This is a genomic window from Pseudescherichia sp., from assembly GCF_031998825.1.
Lineage (GTDB): Bacteria > Pseudomonadota > Gammaproteobacteria > Enterobacterales > Enterobacteriaceae > Pseudescherichia.
In genome coordinates, this window is record NZ_DAMACX010000001.1 from 193,186 (window position 1) to 215,623 (window position 22,438).

The following is a 22,438-nucleotide window of genomic DNA, read 5'->3' on the forward strand; positions in this document are numbered from 1 at the left end:
GCCACCCGGCACAGCCGTAAAATTAAATTACCCCTTGCCCGCTCATCGCATCGGCCACCTTCACAAACCCGGCAATATTCGCCCCGCGCACGTAGTGGGTCTGTTTGCCTTCACCGCCATACTCTACGCAGGCGTTGTGAATATCCAGCATGATATGGTGCAGGCGCGCGTCCACTTTCTCTGCCTTCCAGCCCATGCGCGCAGCGTTCTGGGCCATCTCCAGGCCGGAGGTAGCGACCCCGCCCGCGTTAGCCGCTTTACCCGGCGCAAAGAGTACGCCCGCCTCAAGGAACAGATCGGTGGCTTCGATGGTGGTGGGCATATTCGCGCCTTCCGCCACCGCCTTCACGCCGTTGGCGATAAGCTGGCGGGCTGCATCCTCGCCCAGCTCGTTCTGGGTGGCGCACGGCAGGGCGATGTCCACCGGCACGGACCACGGCTGCTTGCCTTCCAGCCAGACCAGGCCAAACTCGCGGGCGTAGTCGGCGAGACGACCATCGCGGCTGGCTTTGATTTCGCACAGGCGCGCCAGTTTCTCAGCCGTAAAGCCCGCCTCATCCACCACGGTACCGCCGGAATCGGAGGCGGTAACAACGCGAGCGCCAAACTCCATCGCTTTTTCGATAGCATACTGTGCTACGTTGCCGGAGCCGGAGACCGCCACGCGCATCCCCTCAAAGCTCAGGCCGTGACGCTTGAGCATCGCTTCAGTGAAGTAGACCAGGCCGTAGCCAGTCGCCTCAGGACGGATCAGGCTGCCGCCGAAAGAGAGTCCCTTGCCGGTGAAGACGCAGGCGCTGCTGTTGGAGAGTTTTTTCATCATTCCCGCCATAAAGCCCACCTCGCGGCCGCCGACGCCGATATCGCCCGCCGGGACGTCAGTATCTGGCCCCAGGTGACGGTACAGCTCGGTCATCAGCGCCTGGCAGAAACGCATTACTTCGCCTTCGCTTTTGCCCTTGGGATCGAAGTCGCTGCCGCCTTTGCCACCGCCCATCGGCAGGGTGGTGAGGGCGTTTTTGAAGGTCTGCTCAAAGCCGAGGAACTTAAGGATCGACAGGTTTACCGAGGGATGGAAACGCATACCACCCTTGAACGGGCCGATGGCAGAGTTAAACTGCACGCGCCAGGCGCGGTTGACCTGCACCTGATTCTTATCATCTACCCAAACCACGCGGAATTGGATCACACGCTCCGGCTCTACCAGGCGTTCAAGGAGTGACATCTGGCGATAGCGCGGGTTTGCTTCAAGAAATGGCCAGAGGGTGGTCATCACTTCGCGAACGGCCTGCGCAAACTCGCTCTGGTGCGGGTCGCGCTGTTGGACATGGGTGAGAAAAGATTCCAGAGAGCGTGCCTGATCCATAGAGATAAGTTCCTCTTATAATAAATTATGCGTGTTGTGTGAGCGTTTTAGCGCTGTTTTCGACTATACCACCCGCACCGCTTTGTCAGGCAAGCGAAAAATTAACCTGCTAAGGGAAATTTATAAACCGGCTCGGGTCATAACTAAAAACGATGGCAGATAAATTAAAGGAACCGGTGCGGTTTACCGTTATAGTGATAATCAGGACCAAAAAAGGAAGCTTCGTCGATGAACCGTTACGTGATTGCACTGCTTGGACTGTTATCTGCCGGGGCGCAGGCCGACCGCATCCGCCCGGACGTGGAGGTAAACGTCCCGCCGGAGGTCTTTAGCTCCGGCGGACAGCGTGCGCAGCCCTGTAATCTGTGCTGTATCTATCAGGATCAGAACTATTCGGAAGGGGCGGTGATCAAGGCGGAGAGTGTGCTGCTGCAGTGCCAGCGCGACGAGCGTACCCTCAGCACAAACCCGCTGGTGTGGCGGCGGGTTCGGGAGTAGGCCGGGTAAGGCGTAGCCGCCACCCGGCATTAACGCTATCTAAATCAGATCGTAAAGCTAGCCCATACCGGCGCATGGTCGGAGGGTTTCTCCATGCTGCGGATATCGTAATCGATGCCGGTCTCAAGGCAGCGGCTCGCCAGCGACTGGCTGGCCAGCAGCAGATCGATACGCAGCCCGCGGTTGTCATCAAACCCTTTTGAGCGGTAGTCAAACCACGAGTAGCGATCCTGGGTCTCCGGGTTCGCGTTACGGAAGGTGTCCACCAACCCCCACTCCAGCAGGCGGCCCAGCCACTCACGCTCTTCCGGCAGGAATGAGCACTTACCGCCGCGCAGCCAGCGTTTACGGCTCTCTTCGCCAATACCGATATCGAGATCCGTGGGGCTGATATTCATATCACCCATGATCAGCACCGGGCTGTCCTTCTGCAACTCGTTATCCAGATAGCTTTGCAGATCGGCATAGAACTTCTCTTTCGCCGGGAATTTTGTTGGATGGTCGCGGCTCTCGCCCTGCGGGAAGTAGCCGTTAATCACCGTGATATTGCCGAGTGCAGAAGGGATCTCCGCCATGATAATCCGGCGCTGCGCCTCGCCGTCGTCACCCGGAAAGCCACGGCGTACCGAGACCGGCGTCTCTTTAGTGAGCAGCGCCACGCCGTAATGCCCTTTCTGGCCGTGATAAAAGACGTTATAGCCCAGCTTCGCCACCTCTTCGAGCGGGAACATATCGTCGTGAACCTTTGTCTCCTGCAGGCCAATCACGTCCGGCTGATGTTTCTCTACGATCGCCGCCAGCTGATGGGGGCGCGCGCGCAGCCCGTTGATATTAAAAGAAACAAATTTCATATTTTCTGCCACATAGCCAATTGATAAGCCCAGATGTTAACAGAAAAAGCGCAGCGTATCCGCCCCGGATTGCGAATACGCATTGCGCCCTGAAAAAGAGCATAGCGCACCGCAATGGGGCAAGAAACGGCGGTAAGTTTCGCTCGCGATCACACTTCCAGAATTAAATTTTATTCCTGCATAAATCTGCTGCTCTCAGGCATCGCTATCGGCGTTCTTTCTAAAATTATTCACTTTCTATGCATTTTATATGAATAGCGCTCTGCTGTAACTCATTGATATCTCGTTGCCGCTCCGACGTTATGCATTTTTATCGCTGGCTGGCACGATGCGTGCAATCTACATTCACAGGGCCAATGTTCACAATAATTAACATATTAACAACGTTTTATTTACCTGATGAGGTTGCTATGTCTCTGTCAGTAACGCGTGAGAGTTTCGATGAGTGGATGCTGCCGGTGTATGCGCCTGCGCCTTTTATTCCGGTTCGTGGTGAGGGTTCCCGCCTGTGGGATCAGCAGGGGAAAGAGTACATCGACTTTGCTGGCGGTATCGCCGTTAACGCCCTGGGCCATGCCCATCCGGGACTTTGCCGCGCCTTGAGCGAACAGGCGAGTAAGTTCTGGCATACCGGCAATGGCTACACTAACGAGCCGGCGCTGCGGCTGGCGAAACGGCTTATCAACGCCACCTTTGCCGACCGGGTTTTCTTCTGTAACTCCGGCGCTGAAGCCAACGAGGCGGCGCTGAAGCTGGCGCGCAAATATGCCCACGACCGCTATGGCGCGCAGAAGAGCGGCATCGTCGCCTTCAAAAATGCCTTCCATGGGCGGACGCTGTTTACCGTCAGCGCCGGGGGACAGCCTGCCTACTCCCAGGATTTTGCCCCGCTGCCGCCGGATATCCATCACGCGGTATTTAACGATATTGCCTCTGTCCAGGCGCTGATGACCGATGATACCTGCGCGGTGATTGTTGAACCCATTCAGGGCGAAGGCGGTGTAGTACCTGCGAAAGCAGAATTTTTACAGGCGTTGCGTGAACTTTGCGATCGCCATAACGCGCTGCTGATCTTTGATGAGGTCCAAACGGGTGTAGGGCGTACCGGCGATCTCTATGCCTATATGCACTACGGCGTCACGCCTGACGTACTGACCACCGCCAAAGCGCTGGGAGGCGGTTTCCCGATTGGGGCGATGCTGACGCGGGAAGCGTTCGCCAGCGTAATGACCGTCGGCACGCACGGGACAACCTACGGCGGTAACCCGCTGGCCGCCGCCGTAGCGGGTGAGCTGCTGGATAACGTCAATAACCGCGCCTTCCTTGACGGCGTCAAGCAGCGCCAGCAGACGTTTGTTGAGCAGTTGCAGGCCATTAACGCCCGTTCAGACCTGTTCAACGAGATCAGAGGCATCGGCCTGCTGATTGGCTGTGAACTGAACACCGCCTGGGCCGGTAAAGCGAAACAGATCGCTCAGCTAGCCGCCGAGGAGGGCGCGATGGTGCTGATTGCCGGAGGTAACGTGGTGCGGTTCGCCCCGGCGCTAAATATCAGCGAGGAGGAGATCCGCACCGGCATGGCACGCTTCTCTCGCGCCTGCGAACGATTTCTTGCGGGGTATGCAACATGATGGTGATCCGTCCGATTGAGCATAGCGATCTGCCCGCCCTGATGCGGCTGGCGGGCAAAACCGGGGGCGGGCTAACCTCGCTGCCCGCCGACGAGGCCACGCTTGCGGCGCGTATCACCCGGGCGCGACAGACCTGGCAGGGCGAGCTGCCGAAGAGCGAGCAGGGCTATCTGTTTGTGTTAGAGGATAGCGATAGCGGCGAGGTAGCCGGAGTCTGCGCCATTGAAGTTGCCGTTGGGCTGAACGATCCCTGGTACAACTACCGGGTGGGCACCCTGGTACATGCCTCAAAAGAGCTTAACGTCTACAACGCCCTGCCCACGCTGTTTTTGAGCAATGACCACACCGGCAGCAGCGAGCTGTGCACCCTGTTTCTCGATCCTGACTGGCGCAAGGCGGGCAACGGCTACCTGCTCTCTAAATCACGCTTTATGTTTATGGCCGCGTTTCGCGACCGCTTCAACGAAAAGGTGGTGGCGGAGATGCGCGGCGTGATTAGTGAGGACGGCTACTCGCCTTTTTGGGAGAGCCTGGGCAAAACTTTCTTTTCCATGTCCTTCAGCCGCGCCGATCGTCTGTGCGGCATCGGGCAGAAGGCTTTTATTGCCGAGCTGATGCCTAAGCATCCTATCTATACCCAGTTCCTGTCGGCAGAGGCGCAGGCGGTGATTGGCGAAGTGCATCCACAAACTGCCCCGGCGCGAGCGGTGCTGGAGAAAGAGGGATTCCGCTACCGCAACTATATCGACATTTTCGACGGCGGGCCGACGCTGGAGTGTGATATTGACCGGGTGCGTGCCATTCGCAAAAGCCGTCTGGTAGAGGTGGTCGAAGGGCAGCCCGCACCAGGCGAGTGGCCGCTCTGTATGGTGGCTAATGAGCAGTACCATCAGTTTCGCGTCATGCTGGTTGCCGCTAACCCCGATACCGAACGGCTGGTGCTGAGCGCCGCCCAAATAGATGTTCTCAAATGTCAGCCGGGCGACACGGTGCGCCTGGTACGCCTTTGCGCCGAGGAGAAAACAGTATGAGCTTATGGATCAACGGTGACTGGGTGACCGGTCAGGGCGTTCGGCGTGAAAAACGCGATCCGGTGAAGGGCGATCTGCTCTGGCAGGGAGAGGATGCGGATGCACAGCAGGTAGCCGAGGCCTGCCGGGCCGCCCGCACTGCGTTTCCCGGCTGGGCGTCACAGCCTTTTGCTGCCCGCCAGGCCATCGTGGAAAAATTTGCTGCGCTGCTGGAGGAGAACAGGGGGGCGCTAACGGAGATTATCGCCCGCGAGACGGGCAAGCCGCGCTGGGAAGCCGCGACCGAAGTCGGAGCCATGATTAACAAGGCTGCCATCTCGGTGAAGGCCTGGCATGTGCGAACCGGCGAGCAGCAGACGGGGATGGCGGATGGGGCGGCAACCCTCCGCCATCGGCCCCACGGCGTGCTGGCGGTCTTCGGCCCCTATAACTTTCCGGGCCATCTCCCCAACGGACATATCATTCCAGCCCTGCTGGCGGGCAATACGCTGGTTTTCAAGCCCAGCGAGCTGACGCCGCACAGCGGCGAGGCGGTGGTGAAGCTCTGGGAGCAGGCGGGCCTTCCTGCTGGCGTGCTCAACCTGGTGCAGGGCGGACGTGAAACGGGCCAGGCCCTCAGTAGCCTGCCGGATCTTGATGGCTTACTTTTCACCGGCAGCGCCAGCACTGGCTACCAGCTGCATCGCCAGCTTGCCGGACAGCCGGAGAAGATCCTCGCCCTTGAGATGGGCGGAAACAATCCGCTGATCGTCGATGACGTAGCCGATCGTGACGCCGCTGTGCATCTGACCATCCAGTCAGCGTTTATTACCGCGGGTCAGCGCTGCACCTGCGCCCGTCGACTTCTGGTGAAGCGCGGCGCAGAGGGCGACGCCTTTCTTGATCGACTGGTGGAGGTGGCAAGCCGCATCGTGCCTGGCAGCTGGGACGCCGAGCCGCAGCCGTTTACTGGTGGGCTGATCTCTGAGCAGGCGGCAGATCAGGTCTATCAGGCGTGGCAGGCCCACGAGGCGCGCGGAGGCAGAACCCTGCTGGCACCAAAGCGCATCAAGGCCGGAACGTCGCTGCTCAGTCCGGGGATTATCGATCTTACCGGCGTGGCAGATGTGCCGGATGAAGAGGTATTTGGCCCGCTGCTGGGGGTCTGGCGCTATGACAGCTGGGAAGAGGCGATTACGCTGGCCAACGCCACCCGCTACGGGCTGGCCTGCGGCCTGGTGTCGGCGGAGCGCGAGAAGTTTGACGCCCTGCTGCTGGCGGCGCGGGCCGGGATCGTTAACTGGAACAAGCCGTTAACCGGCGCGGCGAGCACCGCTCCCTTTGGCGGAATCGGGGCTTCGGGCAACCATCGTCCCAGCGCCTGGTATGCCGCCGACTACTGCGCGTGGCCGATGGCAAGTCTGGAGTCGCCCAGCTTGACCCTGCCGGAGACGCTCAGCCCAGGGCTGCACTTTACCCCGAAGGAGGGAGTATGAAGGCGCATGAGGTAAACTTTGACGGGCTGGTGGGGCTGACCCACCACTATGCCGGACTCTCTTTTGGTAACGAGGCGTCGACTAAGCACCGCAATCAGGTTTCCAACCCGAAGCTGGCGGCGAAGCAGGGCCTGCTGAAAATGAAAGCCTTAAGCGACGCGGGCTTTCCTCAGGCGGTGATCCCACCCCAGGAGCGACCCAACATCGCGGTGCTACGCCAGCTGGGATTCAGCGGTAGCGACGAGCAGGTGGTTGCCAAAGCAGCGACACAAGCACCCGACTTGCTTTCGGCGGCCAGTTCAGCCTCATCCATGTGGGTCGCCAATGCGGCCACGGTCTGCCCCTCCGCCGACGCGCTGGATGGCAGGGTGCATCTCACCGTCGCTAATCTCAACAACAAGTTTCACCGTTCAAGCGAAGCACCCACCACTGAAGCGCTGCTGCGGGCTATTTTCCGCGATGAGGGCCGCTTCGCCGTGCATTCTGCGCTGCCGCAGGTGGCGCGCTTTGGTGATGAGGGAGCGGCAAACCACAACCGTCTTGGCGGCGAATACGGTGAGCCGGGTCTTCAGCTCTTTATTTACGGGCGCGAGGAACACGGTCACGCCGCACCCGAGCGCTATCCTGCTCGTCAGACCCTGGAAGCGAGCCAGGCGGTGGTACGGCTAAATCAGGTCCATCCGGATCGGGTCATGTTTGCCCAGCAGAACCCCACGGTCATTGACGAAGGGGTGTTTCATAACGATGTGATAGCGGTAAGCAACCGTCAGCTGCTGTTCTGCCACGAGCGGGCTTTTGTTAAGCAGTGCGGGCTGCTGAGCCACCTGGCGGAGCGGGTGCCGGGCTTTCAGGCCATTCAGGTGCCGGAGGAGGTGGCGTCGGTGAAGGATGCCGTAGCAACCTATCTGTTTAACAGCCAGCTGCTGAGTCGGGAAGATGGCTCGATGGTGCTGGTGGTGCCCCAGGAGTCACAGGAGCACGCGGGCGTCTGGCACTACCTCAACGGCCTGCTGGCGGAAGATAATCCGATCCGCGAGCTGAAGGTGTTCGACCTGCGTGAGAGTATGGCTAACGGCGGCGGTCCGGCCTGCCTGCGTCTGCGCGTGGTGTTAACAGAGGCGGAGCGGCAGGCGGTTAACCCGGCGGTGATGATGTCGGACGCACTCTTTAATCAACTTAATGGATGGGTGGATCGCTACTACCGGGATCGCTTAACTCAGGCCGACCTTGCCGACCCGCTGCTCCTGCGCGAGGGACGGGAAGCGTTAGACCAGCTGACGCAAATGCTGGATCTTGGATCGGTCTATCCTTTCCAGCGTTAACGGAGACGCTATGCATGATTTTCTCGCTTTAACGCTGGCTGGAACCCATCCTGTTAGAACTAAGGGTGACACTGTCACTTTTAGCTGGCGCTGGCACGGAGAGGGGATATTGGAGCTAACCCCGCATCGGCCTGTGGATCGGGCCCTGGTGCTCTCGGCTGGCATCCACGGGAATGAGACCGCCCCGGTAGAGATAGTCGATAGTCTGTTAACGGCGCTATTTAGCGGCTCGCTAACGCTGCGTTGGCGAGTGCTGGTGGTGTTGGGCAACCCAGAAGCGCTGCGCACTAATCAGCGCTATCTGCATGCCGATCTTAACCGCCTGTTTGGCGAACGCTGGCAAGGTTACCCCGCCAGTCTGGAGACCGAGCGGGCAGCGCAGCTCGAGCATGCCCTGAACCACTTCTTTGTTGCTGGTGCGTCTGAGACGCGCTGGCATCTCGATCTGCATACCGCTATTCGCGGTTCGTACCATCTGCGCTTCGGTGTTTTACCGGCCCGGGCAACGCCGTGGAATGAATCATTCCTGCAATGGTTAGGCGACGCGGGACTGGAGGCGCTGGTCTTTCACCAGTCGCCGGGCGGCACTTTTACCCACTTTAGCTGCGAGCGTTTTAACGCCCTGGCCTGTACGCTGGAGTTGGGGAAAGCGCTTCCCTTTGGCGAGAACGATCTTAGCCAGTTCGCCGTGACCCAAAATGCGCTGGCGGCCCTGTTAAGTGACACCCCCTGGACGAGCCAGCATGAGCCGGTGCTGCACTACCGTGTTACGCAGCAGATTACGCGTCATGGGGATAATTTTCGTCTCTGTATGTCTGCCCAGACGCTTAACTTCACTGCATTCAGCGTCGGTACGCTGCTGGCAGAGGAGGGGAAGACGCGCTATGTGGCCCAACACGAGACGGAGTATGTATTATTTCCGAACCCAAACGTTGCCCCTGGCCTGCGGGCGGGTTTGATGCTTGAGCGGATTAAATAAAAGCGTGCCTTAAGAATTATTGCAGACTATTCTTACCAAACTGCTTTATTAATAATCGATGGAGGAGTATGCTCCTCCACATTACCTTCAAAATCATTAAGTTGAATATTTTTGCTACACCTCTCCATCTTTTTTCCATATTGTCTTCACAATTGCGCAGAAACTGTTTTTTATACTTTCACTGTTTTACCGTTGCACTGATTAATTGACGAAAAAGGTCGTAAAGTTAATCTCGTCAACACGGCAACGTGCCGTAAGTAAGAATAACTGAAAGAAGGATGAAGACTATGCGTAAATTAACCGCTCTGTTTGTTGCCTCTACCCTGGCGTTCGGTGCTGCTAACCTGGCTCACGCTGCTGAAACCACTGCCGCACCGGATAACGGCGCAGCGATGCACCATAAAGGCAAAATGGGTCCACATCACGACATGATGTTCAAAGACCTCAACCTGACCGACGCACAGAAGCAGCAGATCCGTGAGATCATGAAGAGCCAGCGTGACCAGATGAAGCGTCCGTCTCTGGATGAGCGTCGCGCCGCCCATAGCATCATCGCCAGCGACACCTTCGACAAGGCTAAGGCCGAAGCGCAGATCGACAAAATGGCTGAGCAGAACAAAGCCCGTATGCTGGCGCACATGGAAACCCAGAACAAAATCTATAACATCCTGACGCCGGAACAGAAAAAGCAGTTTAATGCCAATTTTGAGAAGCGTCTGACAGAACGTAAAGCGCCAGAAGGTAAAATGCCTGAACCTGCTGAGTAACTCAGCACACTTTCTTAAGACCGCCGGTCTTGTCCACAGCTCCCATCGGGCTGTGGGCAGGCCCGGCGGTTTTTTTTGCGTTAAATAATCAATTTAGAGACTTTCTTAATTGGTAAGAAATATTATTCATGCGATAAATAACTACATTATTACTTCTTAAGTAAATTCCTACGCAATCCGTTTTTAATTCACATCTCACTCTTTTTTATGCATTGAAGCGCAAATTAAGAACGTATCGTTTTGGACTTTTTTGATTAAAATTTTATAACTTCTGTAGATTGGTTCCTGTTTGATAAATATGGATTTTTCACTTCAGTAAAATCTTACAGAAGTAGTGATAAATAGTTTGCTGCACAGGCCAGCCTATAATTTTTCCTTTTAATTTTAGCATCCTATGATGCCATCCCTATTTCTCTCCTGGATAAGGTGACACGCTATGAGTATCGATATTGCAGCATCCCTTAATGAGCGTCAGCGTGATGCGCTGCTCTCCTATTATCTCGGTCAGTATGTCCCAGCTAGCGGCAACGAAGACCTGGTCAATCTGGTGCAGACCCCGGAAGACGTCTATGAGTACTTGCTGATTGACCCACTGGTCAGCAACGCCGTGCCCACCTCCCGGGTGGCACAGGCGATGTCGAGCATTCAGCAGTACATCAACGGTATCACTATGAACATGGAGCCGGGCTACCAGACCCAGTTTCTCGATCAGGACAATATCACTAGCTGGAAAGAAGGTCTGAGCCAGTATGATATCTGGGCGGGCGAGGTGGAACTGGACACCTATCCAGAAAACTATATTGACCCCACCCTGCGCCAGAGCCAGACCGCCTATTTTAAGGATCTGATTACCGATCTGAATCAGAACACTATCAATAATGATACAGCCCAGCAGGCGGTCATGAGCTACCTGAACAAGTTTGAGCAGGTGGCGAACCTGACGATTGTCAGCGGCTATCTCGACAGCACCGATCAGACGTCAGGCACATACTATTTCCTCGGTAAATCCACGACCTCACCGGTGCAGTACTACTGGCGCTCGTTTGATATGGACCTGAACGTGGATAACGTCGCCTCCAGCAGCGCATGGTCGGAGTGGTATCCGATGAATACCGCCATTAACGAAGAGGCGTTACAGGGCATCCCCAGACTGACCTATTTTAATAACCGTCTCTATCTCTTCTGGTTTGAGCGGACAATGGCGGGAAATACGGGTGAGGGCACTGAGGCGACACCCTATGATCAAATTAACGCCTATTCGTCATACTGTGACTTTAGCAATACCTGGTCAGCGCCTTACACACTGATGGCAGTAAATAACGCAGCAGATGATGATTATTGGAGTAAATTATTTCAAAGTGCATTATTATGTACTGCCTGCTTATATAATGATACCGATGATATATTATCTGTTTCATTATATGATGGAGCGAGTGGAAATACTACTGATGGTTTCAGTGATTTTTCTATGCGTATTGATTACTGGTTTAATCTTGAACAGGTAGAATCAAAGAGCCCAGGGAAAGATAGTGACGGAAATGTTATTGTTACGACTCTGGCAACTTATCTCCAGCATTACTCGCCTATTTCAGGCGATGCAAATGCACAGCAGCGTATACAGTCGGTCTATTCCAGTGTGTTTTCGATTAAAAAAGTAGAAGTAAGTTCGGATCAATATTACGATGGTCTGGCGGGAACGCTGACTCTTCCTTCTTTAACTGTCGATAATTTTAAAGTATCACAAGATGTAACTGGGGGAATAAGTTTGACTTGTTATATTCCTCAGGTTGTAAGTACAGTTAACGCAGAGTCCGTATATGCAGCTTCCCAGGTAGTATTGACTGGAGACAATGATTATCCTGCTGATCCTAATAATGGATCATACCCTGATGCCGGAAAACTATCATGTATTTTTACAACACATATACCGGGCGCACTAAGTAATATAATTGTTACGGATGTCATTGATGAAATGGCGGCCGATATATATACTGATGGGTATAGTTTTATTAGAGTACGTAACGATGATTTTGATTTTCCCAAAAGACAGGTTCAAAACGGCACGTTAGATTTATCAGAGCTTATTTTTGAAGATCCTGAAGGTGTTATGTCTCAAGGTGACATGCATATTGAGCTGAAAAACCTGTCAGACGGCAGTCGCTATATGCAAGGGAATGTTAAGTTGGGAAATAATACAACTCTGATATTTAATTCTCCGTGGACATTTTATTTTTATGAGGGTAATGCCGCTGGAGTTTGGGGGGTCGGCACATCCACTTCTAAACAAGCAAGTGAATTTACGCCTGAAAGCACATCTTTTCAGTTTGTTATTACCGATTTTACAGACGATGAATCGAATCAAGAAACTATTGTACGTTACATATCCTTTGGCTATCAGGAAAGTGGCGGGGCGTCAGTTCACCAGGAATATAAGGTAACCCTCTACAAGCCTAACGGAATTGCCGTTACGCCTTACATTTCAACCAAAACTGATGATAAATTAGGGACCGTCGAGTTCCTGAACTTTAGTGGGAATTTTGACGACGGAACAACTATTACCCCTATTCGTCTTAACACACTCTTTGCCAAAGAGTTGATTAATAAGGCCAGCGCCAGTATGCAGGCCCTGCTCAACTGGGATACCCAACTGACCCTTGAACCTGGCATGACCAACAACACCGCTGTACCCATGGACTTCAGCGGTGCGAACGGCATCTACTTCTGGGAGCTGTTCTTCTATATGCCGTATCTGGTGGCCTGGCGTCTCGGCCTGGAGGAAGAGTACAGCGACGCATTAAACTGGTATCACTACATTTTTGACCCGTCTGCACGTGGGCGTGATAACAGCGATGTAGTTGGCTCAGATTTAAATGAGCAGTACCCGGAACCGGATTACTGGAGCGTGCGCCCGCTGGTGGAGACCGCTTCATCTGCCGCCCAGGCCACTGCCGGCTGGTTAACCACCGATCCGGATGCGATAGCCTCAGCATGGCCGGTGCACTACCAGAAAGCCGTGTTTATGGCCTACGTCAGTACCCTGATGGCCGCCGCCGACGCCAGCTATCGTCTGCTGACTAACGACGGCCTGAGCCTTGCCCGCCTGCAGTACGGCCAGGTGAAGGACCTGCTGGGTATTCGTCCGGACGCCCTGATTGTTAACCACTGGGCGCCGGAAACGCTGGAGGAGCTGGCCGAGAGCGCAGAGAGCAACGTGGCCCTGCTGAGCTATGAGCAGCAGGCTCCGGCGCTGCCGGCCTTCGCCGGGAAGCTCAGCGTGGCGGCAGAGGTGGCCACCCGCGACAGCTTTATGGCCCCGGTCAACAGCCAGCTGCTGGGCTACTGGAACACGCTGGACTCCCGCCTCTATAATCTGCGCCATCAGCTGACCATTGACGGCCTGCCAATGACCGTTCCGCTCTACGCCCCGCCGGTTAACCCGACGGTGCTGATGGAGCAGAGCGTGCAGGGCGGCTCCCTGATCGCTGCCTCGTCCGGCATGACGGCGACCATTCCGCCGTACCGGTTCAGCACCATGCTGCAGAGCGCCCGCTTTGCCGTCTCCACCCTCAGCCAGTTTGGCCAGACGCTGCTCAGCTACTATGAGCGCAAGGATGCCGCCGGGCTGCAGGAGCTGGATGCCCAGCTGGCGCTGGATATCTCGGCCTATACCCTGACGCTCGGTCAGAACGCCATTGATGCCCTGGATCAGGATAAGACCGTGCTGGAGGCCAGCCGCAGCATGGCCCAGCAGCGCTACGACCATTACTTCGGCCTCTACACCACCGGGGTCTCCGCCGGGGAGACCAGCGCGATGGTCCTGCGCGACAGTTCAGCCGCCTCGATGACCGCGGCCTCCCCGCTAATTACTGCGGGGATGGCGATGAAAACCATCCCCAACATCTTTGGCTTTTCAGACGGCGGGGAAGAGGTGGGTGCTCCGACGCTTGCCGCCGGCATCGTGCTGCAGCTGACCGGGGAGATCACCGGCCTTGCCGCCCAGCAGACGGAGATCTCGGAGAGCTACCGCCGCCGCAGCGAGGAGTGGCAGATTATGTACCAGCAGGCGCAGTCGGAGGTCGACACCATTAACGCCCAGCTTGATGCGCTGGCGGTACGTCGTCAGGGGGCGATGATGGCCCTGCAGCTGGCCCAGGCGCAGCAGGATAACCTGAAGTCGACCCTGAACTTCCTGACCACCCGCTTCACCCAGTCCTCGCTCTATAACTGGCTGACCGGGCAGCTCTCGGCGCTCTACTACCAGGCCTACGACGCGGTGCTCTCGCTCTGCCTGAGCGCTCAGGCCTGCTGGCAGTACGAGATGGGGGATATGACCTCGACCTTTATCCAGACCGGAGCGTGGAACGACAGCTACCACGGCCTGCTGGTCGGCGAGACGCTGGCCCTCAACCTGCAGCAGATGGAGTCCGCCTGGCTGACGCGCAACGCGCGCCGTCTGGAGCTGACCAAAACGATTTCCCTGAAAAAACTGGATAGCAGCGCCTTTGACGATTTAAAAGCCAACGGTAATACCCAGTTCTCCCTCAGCGAAGCGCTGTTCGATAACGACTATCCAGGTCATTACCTGCGGCAGATTAAATTTGTGACGATCTCACTTCCGACCCTGGTAGGTCCGTATCAGGACGTGAAGATGACGCTGGTCCAGTCTGGCAGCAGCATCCTGCTTAAGGCAGATATCGATGGCGTGAACTACCTCAACGACAATAAAACAGGGAGTGCGGCCAATATCATCACTAATCTGCGGGCCAGCGAGGAGATTGCCGTCTCGTCCGGGTTGAACGACAGCGGAATGTTCGTCCTGAACTTTGGTGACGAACGCTACCTGCCGTTTGAAGGTACAGGGGCAATATCGAGCTGGCAGATCGATTTCCCTAACGCCAACAGCGATGAGCAGCAGGCCATTTTGCAGAACCTGAGCGATGTCATTATCCAGGTGCACTACACCGCACGAAACGGCGGCAGTACCTTTAAACAGGCTGTAATGAATACGTTGTAAAATACCTCACTGTATCTAAGACCGCCGGTCTTGCTCACATCCCCCCATCGGGCTGTGGGCAGGCCCGGCTGTTTTTTCTTTGCTCCCCCTCTTTGTTAGCCGTTAACGAAACGGTATGCTCATCCTGGACAGCAATCGATAACAAAAAAGCGTGGCGGCCATGACCGTTGCGCGGACGCGCGTGCGCGTCATTGAGGGTGATGATGGAATACTTCGATATTCGTAAAATGCCGGTCAACCTATGGCGCAATGGCGCAGGCGAGACCCGCGAAATTTGCTGCTTCCCGGCAGCAAACCGTGACTTCGACTGGCGTGCCAGTATCGCCTCGATCGCCAGCAACGGCGGTTTCCCCCAGTTCACCGGCGTAGACCGGGTTATCACTCTGATAGAGGGAGGTGAGGTGACACTCGACGGCGGCAGCGCGTTTAACCATACGCTTAAGCATCTCCAGCCCTTTACCTTTGCTGGCGAGCAGCCGGTAAAGGCGCAGCTCTCCGACGGTCAGATGTCGATGGATTTTAATATCATGACCCGACGGGATCGCTGTCAGGCGAAAGTGCGCGTTGCCGATCGCACCTTTACGACCTTCGCCTCACGGGGTGGGGTGGTTTTTGTTTTGAGCGGGGCATGGCAGCTGGGGGATAAGCTGTTGACCGCCGACCAGGGTGCCTGGTGGCAGGAGGGGCATCACACGCTGCGGCTGTTGAAGTCCGAGGGCCAGCTGCTGTTTAGCGAAATCACCTGGCTGCCGGGCCACTAACATTTTAACTGCTTGCCTGCCGCTGATGCTACTACGGCAGGCAGGCAAACGTCATTCCGCTGGCCAGGGCAGCTCGGTGATATCGTGCTGGCCGGTAATCAGCGGCTTGCAGAGGATCTTATAGCCGTCCTGATCGAAGCTTGCCTGCGGACGCGGCAGGCTGGCCGCCTCGTCAAGCGAATCCACCGAGCCGAGCCACAGCCAGTTATGGATAATATGGTACTGGGTCATCTCTCCGCTGCTCTCTTTCAGCGCGACCGGGCCGCGCCACGGCCAGCACACCAGCCGCGTACGTTCAAGCGCGTCCACCAGGCGCTGATTATGTGCCTCCACGCTCTCCTTGCCGCAGCACGCCCCCGCGCAGCGGTTAAGCGCCGAGCGGAAACAGCCCCGGCCCCGGGTGAGCGACTCCAGCCCCAGCAGGCCGTAGCAGAGCTTCTGCTCATCGGCGATGCTTTGCAGCGTTTGCAGCGCTGCCCGGCGGTTGGCGAACAGACCGTATAGCCCTGGCTGGGCCGAGAAATCGACCTCGCGGGCATAGACAATCTGCGGTTTTTCCCCCGCCAGCAGCAGAGAGCAGAGCTGGCGATTGCGCCGCAGCCGCTTATTGAACAGCGGCTGCTGCTCTTTAATCAGCTGCGCCTCCAGCAGCAGGGCACCAATTTCTCCAGCGGTACGCACCCAGGTAATACGTCTTGACTGCCGCAGCATAGAGGCCTCATCGGCGGTACGCAGATGAGAGAGTACGCGGCTGCGAATATTGATGCTCTTACCGATATAGAGCGGCATCGTTTCGCTTTCGCCATGGAAAAAATAGACGCCGGGGTGCTTGGGCAACGCCTCAAGCCACGGTCGCAAATGTTCGGGATACTCGTAGATAGCCGCCGTCTCAAAATCCAGACGTGGGGCAGATTGACGCCTCGCCACAGATAAACTCCTGATACTGGTTACTTATCCAGTGTAGCAGGCTATGGCTGGTGAAAAAAGAGGCGGCTTGCGCCGCCTGGGGATTTTATTTTTTCCAGAAGTCGTCAAAAACCGTGATCGGCGGACGACGCTTGTGTTCGGTTTTCAGATACCAGCCCTCAATAATGCGGGCGGTGCCTTCATCCAGCGTTTTGCCTTCCAGATAATCATCAATGTTTTCATAGGTGACGCCCAGCGCGGCTTCATCCGGCAGGGAGGGGCGATCGTCTTCCAGGTCCGCCGTCGGCGCTTTTTTGTAGAGATGCTCCGGGCAGCCCAGATGGGCCAGCAGCTGTTTACCCTGGCGTTTATTCAGGCGGAACAGCGGGTTGAGATCCGTACCGCCATCGCCGTACTTGGTATAAAACCCGGTGACTGCCTCTGCGGCATGGTCGGTACCGATCACGACGCCGCTAGTCATCCCGGCAATGCTGTACTGAGCCTTCATACGCTCACGCGCTTTTTCGTTGCCGCGAACGAAATCGCTCAGCTCAATGCCCGCCTCGCGCAGAGCCTGCTCGCTGGCCAGCACCGAGGATTTAATGTTAACGGTCAGTACGCGATCCGGCTTAATGAAATTAATGGCGTCCTGGCAATCCTGCTCGTCAAACTGCACGCCATAGGGCAGGCGCACGGCGATGAACTGCAGCGCCTCGTTGCCCGTCTCCTGGCGCAGTTCACTGATGGCCAGCTGGCTAAGCTTGCCGGCGAGAGTCGAATCCTGGCCGCCGCTGATGCCCAGCACCAGCGTTTTTAAAAACGGGTGTGCCTTGAGGTAGGCTTTGAGAAAATCTACGCTGCGGCGAACTTCTTCTTCCGCGTCTACCGTTGGCTTCACGCCAAGCGCTTCAATAATGTCTTGTTGCAGAGTCATTAAACATCCTCCGTTAGTGGCCAACTGGGCCAGTCGCAATATCGCACTCTAATAAAGCTAACCCGTTGGCAGTGAAACGACAAGGCTATGACCGCTGAGTGCCGTAATTTACGGCGTTTTAGCAGCTTATAGCAGTTTTATTAGAATTTTCCGAAAGTTATGCCATCCTAATCGACGGGTTGAAAAAAGTTATTTTATATTCCAGGCTTAGATAACGCGCTGATACAACAGCGGATAACAAGAGGAAGGATTATGAATATGAAACTCGCAGGAATTATGGGTGCAGCAGCAGTGATGGCGATGCTGGCAGGGTGTACCGCTTACGATCGTACCAAAGATCAGGTCACTACGCCGGTAGTTAAAGACGTTAAAAAAGGCATGAGCCGTGCGCAGGTTATGCAGATTGCAGGCAAACCGTCCTCCGAAGTGACGATGATCCACGCTCGCGGTACCTGCCAGACCTATATCCTGAGTCAGCGCGATGGTAAAACTGAGACCTACTTTGTGGCCCTGGACGATACCGGCCACGTAATGAATTCGGGTTACCAGACCTGTGCGGAGTACGACACCGATCCGCAGGCACCGAAGCAGTAATGCGATTTTAGCCTGAGCAAGAAAAAACCGGCGTAAGCGCCGGTTTTTTTATGGTCTGCAATCCGTCAGGCTGGGATAGCGCTGATTTTGCTGCCCCGGGTCCAGACGCGGTGTGCGGCCAGCTGGGTCAGGAAATCATCCACAAAGGAACCTGACGCGTTATCGGCCTCAACAATACCCTCTTCACTCTGGGCATCTATTTTCAGCGTCTGCTTAAACTGCCGCGCATCGCCCGCCAGGGCAATCACCTTCAGATGCTTGTAGGCCTCCAGCAGATAGTAGGCGGCGTCACCATTGTTCAGCAGGTGAGTTAAATCTCCGCCGGGAACGATCACCGCATCGACGGTCACCGAGGGCGATCCGGCAAAGGTGCCCGCCACTGACAGGCTCGAACCATCGTCCGCCGTCACTTCCCCCATCCGTGAGTAGAGCAGTTTAGCATGCACGCCTTTCGCCCGTAGTCCCTGCAGGATGCTCAGCAGCTCGCTGGCAACCACCTTATCGTTAAGCAGAATGGCAACCACTCGACCCTTGACGCTGGCATCTGCCTGGGCGTAAAGGCTGAGCGTCGGGTCGCTTGCGACACCGTTCACATCTTTTGGCGGAGCCACGTTAAGCTGGTCATCAGTAAGCGTGATACCTAAATTTTTCGCTACTGCCTGGGCAAGCCCCGTATTAATGAAGGCCAGCTGATCGACTACCCGCTCGCGGATATACTCGCGAACAACCTTACTCAGCTCAAAGCTGAAGGCATCGATAATATGCTGCTGCTCGTGCGGGGTCTGGCTTTTCCAGAAGAGGCGTGGATGAGCATAGTACTCGCCAAAGGATGGGCTACGCTCGCGGATCTTATTGCCTTCAATCCGCTGCTGATACGACTCGAATCCGCCACGTTTCGGGCCGGGGGGCGTTTCACGCGGCCAGTTGTCGTTAATCGAGTTTGGCTCGTAGTTCGCCGGGTTAGTGTCGATATCCATGCGGTGCATGCCGTCGCGCTGGAAGTTATGGTACGGGCAGGTCGGGCGGTTAATGGGGATTTCATGGAAGTTTGGCCCGCCCAGACGGCTAATCTGCGTATCGGTATAGGAGAAGAGACGCCCCTGCAGCAGCGGATCGTTAGTAAAATCCATGCCGGGAACGATATGGCCAGGGTGAAACGCTGCCTGTTCGTTTTCGGCAAAGAAGTTATCCGGATTGCGGTTCAGCACCATTTTGCCCACCCGCTGAACCGGGACCAGCGCCTCGGGGATCAGCTTGGTGGGGTCGAGCAGGTCAAAATCAAACTTGAACTCATCCTCTTCCGGGATCAGCTGTAGCCCCAGCTCGTACTCGGGGAAATCGCCTGCTTCAATGGCCTCCCACAGATCGCGACGATGAAAATCGGGGTCGCGACCGGTGAGCTTTTGCGACTCATCCCACACCAGCGAGGCTTTACCCGCTACCGGCTTCCAGTGGAAGCGGACAAAGGTCCCTTTGCCTTCGGCGTTAACCAGGCGGAAGGTATGGATGCCGAAGCCCTCCATGGTACGGTAGCTGCGGGGAATGCCCCGATCGGACATGGCCCACATGACGTTGTGCAGCGTCTCCGGCTGTAGCGAGACGTAGTCCCAGAAGGTGTCGTGGGCGCTCTGCCCTTGAGGAATAGCCCAGTGCGGCTCTGGCTTCACCGCATGGACGAAGTCTGGAAACTTGTGCGCATCCTGGATAAAAAATACCGGCGTATTGTTGCCGACCAGATCGAAGATCCCCTCTTCGGTATAGAATTTGGTAGCGAAGCCGCGAATGTCACGTACGGTATCCGCCGAGCCCGCGCCGCCCTGGACGGTAGAGAAGCGGACAAAGACCGGGGTGATCTTCTCAGGGTCGCTGAGGAAATCGGCTTTGGTAATATCCTTCAGGCTCTTGTAGGGCTGAAAGTAGCCGTGGGCCGCCGAGCCGCGGGCGTGAACGATACGCTCTGGAATACGCTCGTGGTCAAAATGGGTGATCTTCTCCCGCAGGATAAAATCCTCCAGCAGCGTCGGACCGCGGTTGCCCGCGCGTAAGGAGTTTTGATCGTCGCTGATGCGTACTCCTTGATTCGTGGTCAGAGGGAAATCTTCGCTGCCTTTGCGGAAAGTCTCCAGTGCGGTCAACTTCTCGCTATGAGTGTCGGGCGCTTTTAGGCTGCCGGGGGCGGTTGGCTGCTCCCCTGGAGGCGTAGGGCGGGGATCGGCGCGGTGGGAGTTATCTTCGGGGGCCAGTGAGTCAAGGCCGGGTTGGGATTCGCTGGGATCGTGTACCGGGGATTGATGGCCGTGTGGGTTCTTCTCATTATGCGACATTGTGCTCGTCTCCTGTTTTCATTGCTGAAAGGGTGGCCGATGTAACGTCAAAACCCTTATAACTATAGAGCAACCCCGTGTTTTTACCGTGAAATCGGCTATCATAGTGGCTGCCTGTATTTGCAATCTGTTTTAGTGAACTCTCGCCTATGAAACCTTTTCGTCAAAATAACCGCCCTGTTATCAGCTACGTACCCCGCGTGGAGCCTGCGCCACCCGATCACGCCAACAAGGTGGAAGGGTTTCGTGACGTCTGGCTGCTGCGCGGTAAGTACGTGGCGTTTGTGCTAGTGGGGGAGCATTTCCGTCGTTCGCCGACGTTTAGCATGCCGGAGGCAGCCCAGCGTTGGGCAGAGCAGATGCGTCAGGAAGGGGAGATTGACGAGGCGTAAGGTGGCTACGTACGTTCCCCTTTACGGCAAATTATTTTTTGCGCCCATACATAGGCCTTTTCCGGGTCGGTGTATGGGTGTGGGTAAATGATGAAGATTAAAACTCCTTTGAATAATTAACCAAAGTAAAAACATTCACCACATCAATTTGTTTGCGCTATTTATATTAAATCTTTATTCAATTTCCATTGAGCTCTCAAAAAGCGAATTATAGCAATTTTATTTGTTTTACTTTTTAATGGAAGTATGGCTTCTTAGTTTGTTGGCCGCTTGTTTTTTGAGTCAGACTCCTTTTAGGGTAATGGATAATTTATGTTAAATATGCAAGCAACTTTAGGGTTTCATTTATCTGCAATGGCTGTTGTTTTATTTACTCTTTCCGGTTGTGTTTCTGAGGGGGCAGCGTTTGGTCTCGGTGCAGGAAGTCTGCATGAAACGGTGACAACACAAAAAGACAGAAATGCACCGCTATCGGTTTATGGTCCACCGCAAATTATTTACCAGATTGATGATGGCCGCTATTTCACGCTGGAGAATTATACCCGGTGCGAGGACGGGCAAACATTCTATAACAATAAGAAAAAAGGGATCCATGTCAAAATGTTGGACGGGTCAGGGTATCTGTTTAAGGGGCGTTTGTTCTGGCTGTCCACACGTGATGATTATCTTGCATTTCCGGCAACAATTAATACCCGCTATGCAGCCTGTATGGGTTCGGATAAGGGTTGTATGAATGCTGTTATCGTCACAGTAGACGGTGGAAAAACGCTGAAAAGTGTCGAATATGGCAGTTATACACAAGACCCGACAGGCGACACGGAAGATTATGACATGATTGTTACAGACAGAAGTTTTTATGTTATCTATTATCGTTCGGTTAACAATTCTTATCCTGTAGTTTATCGATGGGACTTCGATAAAAATAACAGTATGGGCTTTGTTCGTTCAGATCGTGAATATGAGCTACTCAGGCCAGGGGAAAATATTCCACCGTATGGCTTTTACAAGCTCAACTTATTAAAATTTTATCCACGTAGTGGAGTGATCAAAATGCAGTGCGATAGAAAACTTGAACCAATCCTTCAGCAAGGAAATAAAATATGAGTGATGAAGATAAAGCTCCCTTTCCGACGCGTAGAGTGCCGGTGTTCGTTACAGATAATGGTACACCCTATGCTTATTCAATGATTTCGCATAAAAATATTAAGATTCGTGCTGAGGTACGACCGCCTTTACAATTACCGGGGCTAATTATTTTTGTACATGGCGTCAATTCTGAAGGAGAATGGTACAACAATGCAGAGGCGGCATTATGTAAAGGTCTCAATGAGCGGTTGGGTCTGAAAGGTGAGTTTGCTTTAATAGAAAATACATATGAAGAAGGTCATTTGACGCCCTGTGATGAAAAAGATAGCGAGTTGAATACCTATTACGGTACAGATGGGAATAAGATGAAATGGGTCTCAGGCTCACGGCATATGAAAAAGGATGGGGAAGGCCGTTCCCCGGTTATACGCTTCTACTGGGGCTACCGTTCAGCGGACCACGAAACCGACAGCTACGCCATTCCGTTAAAAAATAAGCGGGGCGATA

Annotated in this window: 17 protein-coding genes and 1 pseudogene; 13 read left to right on the top strand and 5 right to left on the bottom strand. The window is 55.1% G+C overall.

The features are described 5' to 3' along the window. Nucleotides 1-22 precede the first annotated feature (22 nt). A complete protein-coding gene (gene gdhA, locus RTP97_RS01020; RefSeq protein WP_312410039.1) occupies nucleotides 23-1,366 on the bottom strand; it encodes an NADP-specific glutamate dehydrogenase in 1,344 nt (447 codons plus the stop codon). Nucleotides 1,367-1,594: 228 nt separating this feature from the next. Between gdhA and RTP97_RS01025 the strand changes: the two genes are divergently transcribed. Then, nucleotides 1,595-1,864 carry a DUF1496 domain-containing protein gene (locus RTP97_RS01025; RefSeq protein ID WP_312410044.1) on the top strand — a complete coding sequence of 90 codons (270 nt, stop codon included), beginning with the start codon at nucleotides 1,595-1,597 and terminating at the stop codon, nucleotides 1,862-1,864. Between the two features lie 44 nt (nucleotides 1,865-1,908). On the opposite strand, the gene xthA is transcribed toward RTP97_RS01025, so the two are convergent. Further along, nucleotides 1,909-2,715, bottom strand: a complete 807-nt coding sequence (gene xthA / locus RTP97_RS01030) for an exodeoxyribonuclease III (protein ID WP_312410047.1) — start codon at nucleotides 2,713-2,715, stop codon at nucleotides 1,909-1,911. 410 nt (nucleotides 2,716-3,125) lie between these two features. Between xthA and RTP97_RS01035 the strand changes: the two genes are divergently transcribed. The 8 genes from RTP97_RS01035 (at nucleotide 3,126) to ves (ending at nucleotide 15,695) form a co-directional block, all read left to right on the top strand. Continuing rightward, nucleotides 3,126-4,346, top strand: coding sequence for an aspartate aminotransferase family protein (locus RTP97_RS01035; protein WP_312410050.1), 1,221 nt, complete (start codon nucleotides 3,126-3,128; stop codon nucleotides 4,344-4,346). Continuing rightward, entirely contained in the window at nucleotides 4,343-5,377 is a 1,035-nt protein-coding gene (gene astA, locus RTP97_RS01040; protein ID WP_312410053.1) for an arginine N-succinyltransferase, read from the top strand. Before RTP97_RS01035 ends, astA begins: the two co-directional genes overlap by 4 nt. Continuing rightward, nucleotides 5,374-6,852: a succinylglutamate-semialdehyde dehydrogenase gene (gene astD, locus RTP97_RS01045; RefSeq protein WP_312410056.1), complete on the top strand. Its 1,479-nt coding sequence runs from the start codon at nucleotides 5,374-5,376 to the stop codon at nucleotides 6,850-6,852. Before astA ends, astD begins: the two co-directional genes overlap by 4 nt. Beyond that, nucleotides 6,849-8,174, top strand: coding sequence for an N-succinylarginine dihydrolase (gene astB, locus RTP97_RS01050; RefSeq protein WP_312410059.1), 1,326 nt, complete (start codon nucleotides 6,849-6,851; stop codon nucleotides 8,172-8,174). The genes astD and astB overlap by 4 nt, the downstream gene beginning before the upstream one ends. Nucleotides 8,175-8,184: 10 nt before the next feature. Then, entirely contained in the window at nucleotides 8,185-9,153 is a 969-nt protein-coding gene (gene astE, locus RTP97_RS01055) for a succinylglutamate desuccinylase (RefSeq protein WP_312410061.1), read from the top strand. A gap of 287 nt (nucleotides 9,154-9,440) precedes the next feature. Further along, nucleotides 9,441-9,920, top strand: coding sequence for an ATP-independent periplasmic protein-refolding chaperone Spy (gene spy, locus RTP97_RS01060; protein ID WP_312410063.1), 480 nt, complete (start codon nucleotides 9,441-9,443; stop codon nucleotides 9,918-9,920). Nucleotides 9,921-10,356: 436 nt separating this feature from the next. Then, nucleotides 10,357-14,934, top strand: a complete 4,578-nt coding sequence (locus RTP97_RS01065) for a neuraminidase-like domain-containing protein (RefSeq protein WP_312410064.1) — start codon at nucleotides 10,357-10,359, stop codon at nucleotides 14,932-14,934. A gap of 203 nt (nucleotides 14,935-15,137) precedes the next feature. Then, complete coding sequence (gene ves / locus RTP97_RS01070) at nucleotides 15,138-15,695, top strand: environmental stress-induced protein Ves (RefSeq protein ID WP_312410065.1); 558 nt, start codon at nucleotides 15,138-15,140, stop codon at nucleotides 15,693-15,695. Nucleotides 15,696-15,746: 51 nt separating this feature from the next. On the opposite strand, the gene cho is transcribed toward ves, so the two are convergent. Continuing rightward, the gene (gene cho / locus RTP97_RS01075; protein WP_312410069.1) at nucleotides 15,747-16,622 is read right to left on the bottom strand and encodes an excinuclease Cho; all 876 of its coding nucleotides are present in this window, start codon (nucleotides 16,620-16,622) and stop codon (nucleotides 15,747-15,749) included. 85 nt (nucleotides 16,623-16,707) lie between these two features. Continuing rightward, on the bottom strand, nucleotides 16,708-17,535 hold the full coding sequence (gene nadE, locus RTP97_RS01080; RefSeq protein ID WP_312410071.1) for an ammonia-dependent NAD(+) synthetase: 828 nt from the start codon (nucleotides 17,533-17,535) through the stop codon (nucleotides 16,708-16,710). Between the two features lie 252 nt (nucleotides 17,536-17,787). Here nadE and osmE point away from each other — a divergent pair, with 252 nt between their 5' ends. Then, entirely contained in the window at nucleotides 17,788-18,129 is a 342-nt protein-coding gene (osmE, locus tag RTP97_RS01085; RefSeq protein WP_312410073.1) for an osmotically-inducible lipoprotein OsmE, read from the top strand. Between the two features lie 65 nt (nucleotides 18,130-18,194). Here osmE and katE read toward each other — a convergent pair whose 3' ends face one another. After that, the gene (gene katE, locus RTP97_RS01090) at nucleotides 18,195-20,453 is read right to left on the bottom strand and encodes a catalase HPII (RefSeq protein ID WP_312410075.1); all 2,259 of its coding nucleotides are present in this window, start codon (nucleotides 20,451-20,453) and stop codon (nucleotides 18,195-18,197) included. A gap of 149 nt (nucleotides 20,454-20,602) precedes the next feature. Between katE and cedA the strand changes: the two genes are divergently transcribed. The 3 genes and pseudogenes from cedA to RTP97_RS01105 form a co-directional block, all read left to right on the top strand. Beyond that, on the top strand, nucleotides 20,603-20,845 hold the full coding sequence (gene cedA / locus RTP97_RS01095; RefSeq protein WP_312410076.1) for a cell division activator CedA: 243 nt from the start codon (nucleotides 20,603-20,605) through the stop codon (nucleotides 20,843-20,845). Nucleotides 20,846-21,157: 312 nt separating this feature from the next. Continuing rightward, nucleotides 21,158-21,949, top strand: a complete 792-nt coding sequence (locus tag RTP97_RS01100) for a hypothetical protein (RefSeq protein ID WP_312410077.1) — start codon at nucleotides 21,158-21,160, stop codon at nucleotides 21,947-21,949. Then, nucleotides 21,946-22,438, top strand: a pseudogene (locus tag RTP97_RS01105) (hypothetical protein); the annotation flags it as partial. The gene RTP97_RS01100 and the pseudogene RTP97_RS01105, both read left to right, overlap by 4 nt.